This window comes from Chryseobacterium sp. TB1-D10 (assembly GCF_059803555.1).
This window is the reverse complement of the sequence record NZ_JAPFHB010000002.1, coordinates 204007-216276: the sequence shown is the minus strand read 5'-3', so window position 1 is coordinate 216276 and position 12270 is coordinate 204007. Positions and strand designations below refer to the sequence as shown.

The 12270-nt window shown below is 35.7% G+C and carries 10 protein-coding genes; 6 read left to right on the top strand and 4 right to left on the bottom strand.

Translation table 11 applies throughout. The features are described 5' to 3' along the window. The first annotated feature begins 49 nt into the window (after positions 1-49). The 5 genes from rlmB to OPU68_RS03290 all read left to right on the top strand — a co-directional run bounded on the left by rlmB (position 50) and on the right by OPU68_RS03290 (position 5310). Positions 50-802 carry a 23S rRNA (guanosine(2251)-2'-O)-methyltransferase RlmB gene (rlmB, locus tag OPU68_RS03310; protein WP_498472582.1) on the top strand — a complete coding sequence of 251 codons (753 nt, stop codon included), beginning with the start codon at positions 50-52 and terminating at the stop codon, positions 800-802. Between the two features lie 59 nt (positions 803-861). Beyond that, positions 862-1902 carry a DUF6263 family protein gene (locus OPU68_RS03305; protein ID WP_498472580.1) on the top strand — a complete coding sequence of 347 codons (1041 nt, stop codon included), beginning with the start codon at positions 862-864 and terminating at the stop codon, positions 1900-1902. 29 nt (positions 1903-1931) lie between these two features. Continuing rightward, on the top strand, positions 1932-2159 hold the full coding sequence (locus OPU68_RS03300; RefSeq protein WP_498472579.1) for a hypothetical protein: 228 nt from the start codon (positions 1932-1934) through the stop codon (positions 2157-2159). Between the two features lie 158 nt (positions 2160-2317). Further along, positions 2318-4855 carry a YfhO family protein gene (locus OPU68_RS03295; protein WP_498472577.1) on the top strand — a complete coding sequence of 846 codons (2538 nt, stop codon included), beginning with the start codon at positions 2318-2320 and terminating at the stop codon, positions 4853-4855. Positions 4856-4878: 23 nt separating this feature from the next. Next, a complete protein-coding gene (locus tag OPU68_RS03290; RefSeq protein WP_498472576.1) occupies positions 4879-5310 on the top strand; it encodes a hypothetical protein in 432 nt (143 codons plus the stop codon). A gap of 76 nt (positions 5311-5386) precedes the next feature. Here OPU68_RS03290 and rpsO read toward each other — a convergent pair whose 3' ends face one another. The 4 genes from rpsO to thrA form a co-directional block, all read right to left on the bottom strand. Further along, a complete protein-coding gene (rpsO, locus tag OPU68_RS03285; protein ID WP_028123008.1) occupies positions 5387-5656 on the bottom strand; it encodes a 30S ribosomal protein S15 in 270 nt (89 codons plus the stop codon). A 209-nt stretch (positions 5657-5865) separates the two neighbouring features. Next, on the bottom strand, positions 5866-7161 hold the full coding sequence (gene thrC, locus OPU68_RS03280) for a threonine synthase (protein WP_498472575.1): 1296 nt from the start codon (positions 7159-7161) through the stop codon (positions 5866-5868). A gap of 380 nt (positions 7162-7541) precedes the next feature. Further along, on the bottom strand, positions 7542-8477 hold the full coding sequence (locus OPU68_RS03275) for a homoserine kinase (RefSeq protein ID WP_498472574.1): 936 nt from the start codon (positions 8475-8477) through the stop codon (positions 7542-7544). A gap of 146 nt (positions 8478-8623) precedes the next feature. Next, positions 8624-11068 carry a bifunctional aspartate kinase/homoserine dehydrogenase I gene (gene thrA, locus OPU68_RS03270; protein ID WP_498472572.1) on the bottom strand — a complete coding sequence of 815 codons (2445 nt, stop codon included), beginning with the start codon at positions 11066-11068 and terminating at the stop codon, positions 8624-8626. Positions 11069-11932: 864 nt separating this feature from the next. Between thrA and OPU68_RS03265 the strand changes: the two genes are divergently transcribed. Beyond that, entirely contained in the window at positions 11933-12268 is a 336-nt protein-coding gene (locus OPU68_RS03265; protein WP_498472570.1) for a PadR family transcriptional regulator, read from the top strand. Positions 12269-12270: the final 2 nt, after the last annotated feature.

Here is a 12270-nt window from a genome sequence, read left to right as displayed (position 1 = left end):
GATAAAATTAATCTCAAAAAGACTACTTTTGCAAAACAAAATCTCATTAATGAATCCAGAGAAAAAAGACGATTTCATATTCGGTTTGCGACCAGTGATGGAAGCCCTAGAGGCCGGAAAAACCGTAGATAAAATATTTTTACAAAACGCTTTGACGGGCGAAATTTACTTCGAACTGAAGCAACTTTTGGCCAAGCACAATCTCCGTCCGAACTATGTTCCCGTAGAAAAACTCAACCGTTTCACCAGAAAAAACCACCAAGGTGTAATTGCTTTTATTTCTGATGTTCCGTTCCATAAAATAGAGGATGTTCTGCCTCAACTTTTCGAAGAAGGGAAAACACCGTTTATCCTGATTCTTGACAGATTGACCGATGTCAGGAACTTCGGAGCTATATGTAGAACTGCAGAATGTGTGGGCGTTGATGCGATTTTGATTCCGGAAAAAGGTGGTGCACCAATTAATTCCGATGCGATTAAAACTTCGGCTGGAGCGATTTATAATATTAAAATCTGTAAAGAAAAAAACCTTGCCCATTCCGTAGATTTTCTTCAGCAAAGTGGGATCAAAGTTTTTGCAGCAACAGAAAAGGCGCAAAAATTGATATACGACGTGGACTTTACAGAACCTTGCGCAATCGTAATGGGAAATGAGGAAACTGGGATCTCCAAAGAAGTACTTCATCATTCGGACGAAAAAATAAAATTGCCGATAGAAGGCAAAACCCAATCCCTGAACGTTTCTGTAGCGTGTGGTGCGATTCTTTATGAAGCAGTGAGACAGAAAATTATTAATAATTAAAAATGAATAATTAAGGATTAAAAAAATTTAAACCTTATTTCATTTACCAAACATCAATTATGAAAAAAATAACAGCGCTCGCGCTTATCGCCATAACATTGGTAGCTTGTAAAAAGGAAACGAAAACCATTACAAGAGTTGATCCGAAAACAGGAAAAACCGAAACTGTAACGGTAGAAGTTTCCGCAGAGGAAGCTTCAAAACCGAAAGCGATTGCTGACAGCAGCGGCGTTTACAAGCAGAAATTCATTTTGGAAAAAGGAGTAACTTATCCGTTGGTTTCTTATCAAAGAGAAATTCAAACTTTGAACACACCAGACGGAAAAACAATGTCCGGAACCAATGAAACTACGGACGAAATGTCTGTAACTGTCAATGATTTCAAAAACAATATTTACGATTTGACATTGAATATGACCGGAAAAAGAATGTCTAATTCTTCGAACGGAAAAACGATAACCATTGACACCAAACAGGCGGCACCAAAAGAGGAAGCTCTTAAAATGGATTATCTGGTAAGCAAAGGCTTGGCAGGCAACAAATTGAATGTGAAAATGGATTCTTATGGAAACATTAAATCTGTAACTGGATTTGATGCCGTTTACAACAATCTGAAAAAAGCAATTGCCGGAACTGTGAAAGATACAAAACAGCAAACAGCTTTTATAGAAAGTTTCAAAACTGGTTTCAATGAAGCAATGATGAAAGAACAATTAGGCAAAAACCTGAAACTTCTTCCTGCAAAAGGAGCAAAAATCGGTGATAAATGGACAGATTCTGAAGACATTGTTCCTGGAAAAGTTAAACAAACTTTGACATTTACATTGACTAAAGTTGAGGATGGGAAAGCGGAAATCAGTGTAACTGGTGTGATTCCTTCAAAATCTGATAAGCAAACTCAAAATGGAATGACGCATACGATGAGTGTTGGCGGAACCGAAAGCGGCAAAATCATCATCGATGAAAATACAGGCTGGCTTCTGAACCAGAATTTGAGCATCAAAACAACCCAAAAAGAAAGTGTTTCTGACGGAAAGCAAACGCAGAGCATGAGCAAAAACTCGACGACGTCTATTATCATCAATCCTTCTTACAAATAGATTTTAGAATTAAATAAAAAAATAAGGAAATGAAATACATTTTCGAATTCATTATCGCAACCATCATCATATTCTTCGTCTGGAATATTTTGAAAAGATTGTTTTTTAATGCATTTTATAAAAACTTCCCAAATCTGAATCCTAAGAATCAACAGCAAAATGAACAGACGGGTTCGAAAAAAATGCCTGAGCCTAAAGTAAAATGGGACGCAGAAACTGTAGATTTTGAAGAAATAAAAGAAGAGAAAAAACAATAGTCAAAATCCGACATAAAATAAACACAAAACCTTTCAGATTATGAAGTCTGAAAGGTTTTTTAATATTAAATTTGGAATTTAAATTTTAAAGCCATTTTGAAATTGATATTAATTGGTAAAATACTGATTTCAAATCTAATATCTAAAGTCTAACATCTATGTTCAAAAATAAGAAGAATCTAATTTTCATCCTTGCGAGTCTTGTCGTTTTCATTTTGCTGGCGGTGGTTTATGCCAATCCTGTCATCTCCGGAAAACGTCTGATGCAGCACGATATCGTTTTCTACAAAGGTGGTGCAGAAGAACTTTTGCAATACCGTGCGAATAACGAAAATGAAACGTACTGGAGCGACGCAATGTTCGGTGGAATGCCTACTTACCAGACTGGTGCGCAATTTCGTGGCGATGTCATCAAAAAAATTGACGATTTGTTTTTGTTCCTTCCAAAACCTGCAAATTACTTGTTCTTATTGTTTGCCGGATTTTTCTTTTTGGGAATGGTTGCGGTTAGAAATTGGAAATACGCTTTGCTTGGTGCGACATTCTTCGGATTGTCAACTTATTTTTACATTATTATTGCGGCGGGACATAACGGAAAAGTTCATACGATTGCTTATTTTGCACCGTTGGTAGCCGGAATTTTATTGGTTTATTTCAGAAAAAAATATATTCTCGGATTCATTGCTACTACCCTATTTATGGGACTTCAGATTTGTGCGAATCACCCGCAGATGACTTATTACCTGTTCATCGGATTAGGATTTTTATTTTTATCTGAATTAATAAGAGCCATCAAAGGAAAAATCGAGTGGAAACATTTTCTGATTTCGACAGGAATCGTAGCAGTTGCCGGAATCATCGGCGTTGGAATGAACTCGCAAAGAATTATGGCCAACGCCGAATATGTAAAAGAAACCGTACGTGGAAAACAAATTCTGAACACTGGTTCCACTACAGCCGGAAAATCCGGAATGGATAAAGAAAGCATCACAATGTGGAGCTACGGAAAACTGGAAACACTTAACTTATTCATTCCAAGATTGATGGGAGGAGCAAGTCAGGAAGAAGGTTCTGACAAAATGATGGAACACGTGCAGGAACTGGCTCAGGAAAACATCAAATCTCAACAGGAATACGAAATGATGATGAAAGGTTTTGGAAGCCTGACTTATTGGGGCGACCAGCCAAGCACTTCTGGTCCAGCTTATCAAGGTGCAGTGGTTTGTTTCTTGGCCGTTTTAGGATTTTTCTTTGCCGGAAAACGTTACAGATATTGGATTTTAGGCGCATCAATTTTGACAATTTTCTTAGCCTGGGGAAGCAATTTCTCAGCTTTGACAGATTTCTTCATCGATTATGTTCCGATGTACAACAAGTTCCGTGCGCCTTCGTCTATCTTGGTGGTGGTGGAATTTTTGTTTCCTTTCATTGCGATTCTTGGATTATATAAATTCTTTACTGATGAAAATCTGACCGAAGAATACAAAAAGAAAATCTTATTTTATGTTTCTGGGACTGTTTTGGGAATTACATTGATTCTGATGGTTTTCGGAAAAGGAATTTTAGGTTTCTATACCGCTACTGAAAAAACTTATCTTCCGCCTTTCTTATTAGATTATTTGGTTGATGAAAGAGCGTCTATGTTCCAAACCGATGCTTTCAAAGCGATTGTTTATGTTTTGATTACGGCTGGTGTTTTATTTTTAGGATTAAAGAAAAAACTGAACGTCAACATCGTTTTATTAATTATCGGATTCGTGAGTTTATTTGACCTTTGGACGGTTAACAGACGTTATCTGAACGACGATAACTTCGTTGACAAAACCTTCGCTGATTATCCATTTCAAACAGAAAATTCGGAATATCTGATGAGCAAAGCTGGAAACGACACGTTTGTTCAAAGTCTTCTTCAACAGACCGAAGTTAATAAAGCTTTGCAGACAATTGCAGAAAAAGACAAGGATCATTACAGGATTTTCAATAACATTCTATCAACTTTCAGTGAGACAAATACGTCTTATTTCAAATCGTCGATTGGCGGTTATCACGCTGTGAAACTGAGACGTTATGATGATTTAATCAACAAATATTTTTCAACAACAGACCAGGTAAAAACGGTGAGAATCCTGAATATGCTGAACACCAAATATTTCCTGGTGGGCGACCAGCAAAAACCGGAAATCACACCAAATCCTGAAGCCAACGGGAATGCGTGGTTTGTTTCTGACATCAAATTCGTGGACAATCCAAACGAAGAACTGAACGAAACCGGAAATCTCGACACCAAGAAAATCGCTGTAATTTCTAAAGATGATAAAGCTTATTTCAACGGAAAAAATCTGGTAAAAGACTCAACGGCGTTTCTTGCTTTGAAATCTTATCAGCCAAACGAATTGTCGTTTGATTCATCTTCCAAAACAGCTCAATTAGCAGTATTTTCAGAAATTTATTATCCACACGGCTGGAATGTTTATCTGGACGGAAACAAAGTCGACTACATCAAAGCTAATTACCTTCTGAGAGCGCTTTACGTCCCAGCAGGAAAACATAAAATTGAAATGAAATTTGAACCAGCCGTTATCGAAACTGGGAAATTATTTTCTTTGATAAGTTTTGGGTTGTTTGTTTTGTTGAGTTTGATTGGGGTTTATTTTCTGTTTAGGGATTCTCGGAAATCTGAGATTGCTGAAGCATAATTAATTTAAAACTTACACTAAAAATGGATTATAGCTTTATCGTAACAAACGAAAAGATAACTATTACTGATGATGTAATTTTCCTTCAAGTAAGAGATTTAATCACTTTTCCATTAGATATGGACGGATTTGAAATTAAATTTTTTATTGAAGAATTTGAAAATAATGAAGATGATAATTTAATTCTCAATCTATTAAAGAAAATAAATTTAATAGATAAAAATTTTATAATTGGACATACATCAGCTTTATCAGATATTACTATGGAAGAATATCAAGCAGGATTTAAAAATGGAAAATTAATTCAAGAAACAATTTATCTTAATGATTCAGAGCAATATAATTCAGAATATGATAAAGCATTTAGTATAATGAATTATAACCCTAAGTTTGTTAGAAAATTTACGAATTTTATAACTGCACAAATAGAGTTTAATAGAGATAAAAAAAATTAAAATAATACAAGATCATTTATCCACAAAAAAAGCAACCCAAATTGAGTTGCTTTTGTTTTTTGCTTGAAAGCGGAAATTATTTTCTGATTCCCAATTCAGCGATGATAGCTCTGTATCTGGAGATTTCTTTCTTCTTCAAGTAATCAAGAAGAGATTTTCTCTTACCTACCAACATTACTAGAGATCTCTCTGTAGCAAAATCGTGACGGTTGGCTTTCAAATGCTGAGAAAGGTGGTTGATTCTAAAAGTGAATAGAGCAATCTGTCCTTCAGCGCTTCCTGTGTCATTTGCAGATTTTCCGTGCTTTGCGAAAATTTCTGACTTTTTTTCTGGTGTTAAATACATTCCAATATTATTTAATGATTATTATGTAATTCGGGTGCAAAGATATGATTTTATTTGGGATTAGAAACTGATAAAATAAAATTTGTTTAAAAACAATTAATATTTTTTCACCACATAGGCACATAGTTTTTTTAAGCTCAAGATAAAATAGGGCACTACTTCTATTTAACCTTTAAAACCATTAACCTCTATGTGTCTATGTGGTTTTATTAATTCTCCTTCATCAAATAACTTTTCACCAATTCAAAATCCGCTGGGAATTCCACAGATTGTTTTTCTTTTTTATTAAAAGCTTCCAGTTTTTCAGGGATTTCGATTTTCTCTTTTAAAACTTCTTCCACAACTTCTACAAACTTTGCAGGATGAGCAGTTTCCAATAAAACACTAACAAAATCTTCATTTAATTTTTCTGAATACTTTTCTAAACCAAGATAAGCAACTGCGCCGTGCGGATCAAGAATATAATTAAAATCATTCTTAACTTTTATCATCGTTGATTTCGTTTCTTCATCTGAAAAAGAATAAGATTCAATTTCTTTTTTGAATTCTGAAACATCATCATTGAAAAGACTTTTCATTCTTTCAAAATTGCTTGGATTTCCAACATCCATTGCATTGCTGATGGTTTGTTTTGAAGGTTTTGATTCGTAATTTCCAGTTTCCAGATAATTCGGAACCACATCATTGGCGTTGGTCGAAGCTATAAATTGATGAATCGGCAATCCCATTTTCTTGGCAAAAAGACCAGCCGTTAAGTTTCCGAAATTCCCGCTTGGAACTGAGAAAACAATTGGCTTTCCTAATTTTTGTAATTGAGCAAATGCCCAGAAATAATAGAATGATTGTGGAATCAATCTGGCAATATTGATACTGTTTGCCGATGTCAAAGTGAATTTCTGATTCAGTTCTTCATCAGACAAAATTTGTTTTGCTAAAGCCTGACAATCGTCAAACGTCCCATCGATTTCCAAAGCTTTGATATTTCCGCCCCAGGTTGTCAGCTGCTTTTCCTGCAGCGGACTTACTTTTCCTTTTGGATAAAGGATATAGACCTCAATTCCCTGAACGTTAAAAAACCCTGAAGCAACAGCACTTCCCGTGTCGCCAGAAGTTGCAGCAATGACTTTCATCGGTTTTCCTTCTGAGAAATACGCCATCATCCTCGCCATAAATCTTGCCCCAACATCTTTGAAAGCCATCGTTGGACCGTGAAATAGTTCCAAGGAATAAATGTGATCCGAGATTTTGACAGCCGGAATTTTGAAGTTCAGGACTTCGTTGATGATTTCTTTTAAGTTTTCATCAGAAATGGATTCGCCGAGAAATTCTTTTGCAACCCGAAAACCGATTTCCTGCAAACTAAGATTGGATAAATTTTCAAAAAATTCTGATTCTAATTGCGGAATGCATTCGGGCATAAAAAGTCCGCCGTCATCTGCCAAACCTTTCAGAATGGCTGTTTTGATGTTGGTTTCTTCTTGTTTTCTTGTTGATATGTATTTCATTTTAGTTTTTTAAATGTTTGAAAAATTGAACGCAAAGTCCGCAAAGTTTTTTACTCATATTGAAAATATTTTAAGGTTCGTAAAGGCGGTTACGCTCAGCAAAGAAATTAAATTTTAAAGCTCTTTTGTCATTCCGTAGGAATCTCAACAATTTAGATTGACTTCGTCGAACCACTTCGTTAGGTTTCCTACGGAATGACAAAATTGGACTAAAAGACAAATCTTCAACTTTGCGAAGCGCAGCCCGACTTGAGTGGAAATCCTTTTTTGCTTATACTTAATTTCTAATTAAACTGAAATCTTCTGCAAAAAAGATTGGGAACGGAAGGCGGATAAAGCTGCCCAAACCTAACAAAGCGGTTCGACGTAGTCAAATTATTTTAATTAATGATTCTCGCACCTTCGTCGTTGATTTTTGTGACGAATGATTCGCTTTCTATATTTTTCTGATTGAGTAACTCTTTTATTTTATGAGAAATAACTTCTGCAATTTCCTGCTTTTCACACAGGGCAAAAACCGACGGGCCGGAACCGGAAATTCCAAAACCAATCGCGCCATTGTCCAAAGCAAGCTGTTTCATCTCGTAAAAATATGGAATCAACATTGCGCGAACCGGCTCTATGATAACATCTTCGAGACTTCGGCTGATCAAACCAAGGTCGTTGGTGCAAAATCCGGCGACCAATCCTGCGATATTTCCCCATTGCTGAACAGCAGATTTCAGGCTGATTCTTTCCTTGATGATTTTTCTCGCTTCGCCTGTGGGAACGTCCACGTGCGGATGAACGGAAACTACCGACAAATCTTTTGGATAAGGCAGTTTTAGCGCATCCAACGGCTCGTAACTTCTGACCAAAACCATTCCGCCTAAAAGTGCGGGTGCAACATTGTCTGCGTGTGCATTTCCGCAGGCAATACGTTCGCCTTCCATTGCGAGAGGCAACAATTCCTGTCTCGAAAATGGTTTCCCCATCAATTCATTAATCGCGACCAAAGCCGCAACACTGCTCGCTGCGCTGGAACCCATTCCGCTGTTGAGTGGCATTTTTTTGTAAAGCTCGATATCGATTCCTTGGGTTGAATTTATCTTTTCCAAGAATAATCTGATGACGTGTGAAACGACATTTTTCTCCGGGTCTTTTGGAAGTTTTCCGCCATCGCCTTCGATTTTTGTGATGGTGATTTTGTTGGAATCGTTTTTTGTCAGGATGATTTCGTCGCCTGGTTCATCGATGGCAAAACCGAGAATATCGTAGCCACAAACGACGTTGGCGACTGTTGCGGGAGCGAAAACTTTTATTGTATTTAAAGACATAATTTTCTTTAATTGATTTAATGATAAAAATTTTTAACGCAAAGGCGCAAAAAAATTCTAAATGCTTACTTTTTTAAGTCGCAAATTTCTTGGCGGCTTTTCAGCGATTATTTTTTATAATTTTTGAGCCTTTGCGATATTTTAAATTATTGTGCTGTAACTCGTACTAAATCTGCGAAAACACCTGCGGCAGTAACCTCTGCGCCGGCGCCTGGACCTTTGACAACCAAAGGCGTGTTTTTGTACCTTGAAGTGGTGAATGAAATGATATTATCGCTTCCTGACAGTCCGTAGAAAGCGTGATTGGCGTCAACCATTTTGACTTCGATGTTGATTTTTCCGTCTTCCAGAATTCCGATTAATCTGAGTTTTTGACCAGAACTTTCTGCTTCATTTTTGAATGATGAAAAGTAAGGTTCGTTCTTTTCCAACTCTTCATAAAAACTCGGAATCGAATCTGCTTTAAGACAAGCTTCCGGGAGGAAATCTTTGATGTTGACATCGGACATTTCCAAAGGTAAGCCAATTTCTCGTCCAAGAATCAGCATCTTTCTGGAGAAATCCATTCCGTTCAAATCGTCTCTTGGGTCGGGTTCTGTGTAACCTAATTCTTGCGCCGTTCTTACAACTTCAGCGAAGGTTTTTTCGCCCACGTAATTATTGAAAATGTAAGAAATGGTTCCTGATAAAATCGCTTCTATTTTCAAGATTTCGTCTCCGGAAATCCAGAGGTCATTGAGCGTTTTAATGATTGGAAGTCCCGCGCCTACATTGGTCTCATAAAGGAAACTGACGTTGTTCTTTTTTGCCAATCTTTTGAACTTACTGTACTGCTCGTAACCGGAAGAATTTCCCTTTTTGTTGCAAGTTACAATCGAAATATTATTCTCAAAGAATTGTGGATAATAGCTCACAACATCTTCGCTGGAAGTGTTATCTGCAAAAACCATATTAGGTAAATTTTTGATTGAAATAGAATTTATAAAATACTCTAAATTAGCTTTTTCCAAATTTTTATCCAAAATTTCATTTAAGTCAAAATTTAAACTTTCGTTTTCAGAGATAATCATTTGTCGGCTGTTGGTTACACCAATGACATTGATTTTAATTTGGTGATTTTTCTCCAGATTTTCTTCTTCTCTTTTAAGCTGTTTAAAGAGTTCTTTACCGATATTTCCTGTTCCCGCAAACATCACATTGAAGGTTTTCACTGGCGAAAGTAAAAGCAAATCGTGGACAACATTCAAAGCCTTTGAGAGTTCATTTCTTTCAATGACAGCAGAAATATTGAGCTCGGAAGAACCTTGGGCAATGGCAATAATATTGATTCCATTTTTGCCCAAAGCGCTAAAAAATTTCCCGCTGATTCCTCTCGTTTTTTTCATATTCTCGCCGACAACGGAAAGAATACTGAACTCATTATCGAACTGCGGTTCATCGATTTTGTTGGCATTGATTTCAAATTCAAATTCTTCCCGGATGGCCTTTTCGGCTTTTTTCTCATCATTAAAATTGACGACAAAAGAAATGCTGTGTTCCGAACTCGCCTGCGTAATTAGGATAACATTGACATCATATTTTGCCAAAGCATTGAACAATCTTCCGCTGAAACCTTTCATCCCAATCATTCCGTTTCCGATGATATTGACGAGACAAGTTTTCTCGATGGAGACAATTCCTTTGATTAGACTTTTGGAAATTTCGGATTTTTGATGAATCAAAGTTCCCGGATTTTCCGGATTGAAAGTATTCTTGATATAAATCGGAATTTGGCTTTCGATGGCCGGAATCATTGTTGGCGGATAGATGACTTTTGCGCCGAAATAGGACATTTCCATCGCTTCCTGATAACTGAGTTCCGGCTGAGAAAAAGCATTTTTCACCAATCTTGGATCTGCTGTCATAAAACCGTCAACATCTGTCCAAATCTGGATTTCTTCGGCTTGTAAACCAGAGCCAAGAATCGCCGCAGTGTAATCAGAACCGCCTCTTCCCAAAGTTGTTGTGTCTTGATTTTCATCTTTTGAAATAAAACCAGTGGTTACATAAATCTGATTTTCCGGATTCCAATTCATCAGATTATCGTTTGTTTTAATGAAATTGACTGATGCATTTCCGAAGTTTGAATCCGTTACAATCAGCTCTCTGGCATCTTTATAATTTGCTGGAAAATCTTCTGACTGAAGATAAGCAGCAATTATTTTACTTGATAATTGTTCGCCGTAAGACAATAATGTATCTTTGATTCTTACAGATAATTCGCCTAAGTTTTTGACGCTAAACAGAATATCCTCAATCTCATTGAAGCTCACTTTCACCAACATCAATAATGGATTCTGCATCGTTCTTGGAAGCAATCCTGAAATAATCTGATAATGTTTGTCTTCTGTTGTTTTCAGAATTTCTGAGAAATCATTTTGAATTAATGCTTCTTCTGCTGCTAGCAAAAGAGAATTTGTAATTCCGGAAAAGGCGGAACAAACTACTATTAATGGTTCATTTTTATTGAATTCTTTTTCAACGATTGATTTTACATTTTTCAACGCCTCCAAACTTCCGACTGAAGTTCCTCCAAATTTTAATACTTTCATTGGTTATATTTTTTAATGCTCGTTCTTACGGAGCTTCGATTATTACGTTTACTTTTCTCTATTAACAGTTTGCTTCTCTGTAGCTAAATAAAAAAGCCTTTCTGAATTCAGAAAGGCTTTTGTTAAATATTTTTTTTTCAATTTACAAACGCGTCTTCCTGCAACCTACAAATGTTGTAGTTGTAGTTGTAGAAGTTGTTGTTGTTGTGAATATGAAATTCATTATCGTTGTTGTAAATCTGTTACGAAAGTATGAAAACATTTCTCATTTGCAAATTTTAATTCAATAATTTTTGAATTTCTTTAAATAATTATTTTTTATATATTCAAGGGTTTCCATTATGATTTAATGAAATTTACTGTTGCATCTACAAAATGTTTTCTTTTGAAAGCAAAAATAAAATGTGACAGATTTTAAGTTCAATGTCCTAATAATCATCTATAGGTTATTTCTCTTGGCAATTTCAAAGTCTGCTATTTCCAGACATTTTACTCAGCCGTCTTTTATAATAAGATTGAATTCCTTATAAAAAACTTTTTTTTAAAATTTATAATATTAACGCAAAATCAGATTATAAAAGTTCATCACTCTTGCTTAAACGCATCAAAAAAACTTTGTTTAAAAGTCCATTTTTAAACAAATTATATTCAGTTTAAATTTTCTCAAATTTTTAATTTAAATTTTAATTACTGATAATCAATCAATTAAATAACTATTTAAAAAATATTTACTACTTTGTATTGCACAATACCTTTCTATTTACATATCTTTGCAATGTAAAGTTTAAGAAAGATGTTTTGAAGCTCTATAAAACTCAAAATATCAAACTTTAAACTTCGAAATTTTAAAACCAAATAATTAATATGAATACCGAGAACACAAAGGCGCAGATGCGCAAAGGAATTTTGGAATTCTGTATTTTGAGTCTTATCCAACAACGTGAAATGTATGTTTCCGACCTGATAGAATCTCTCAAAAAAGGAAAACTGGATGTAGTGGAAGGAACGCTTTATCCCCTTCTTACAAGATTGAAAAATGGCGAATTCTTAGCTTACAGATGGGAAGAATCCACAAGCGGACCGCCAAGAAAGTACTACCAGATCACGGAAAAAGGAAGTCTCTTCCTCGCTGAACTGCAAACCACTTGGCAAGAACTTACAGATTCTGTAAACCAAATTATCTCAAACTCTCAAAACTAATA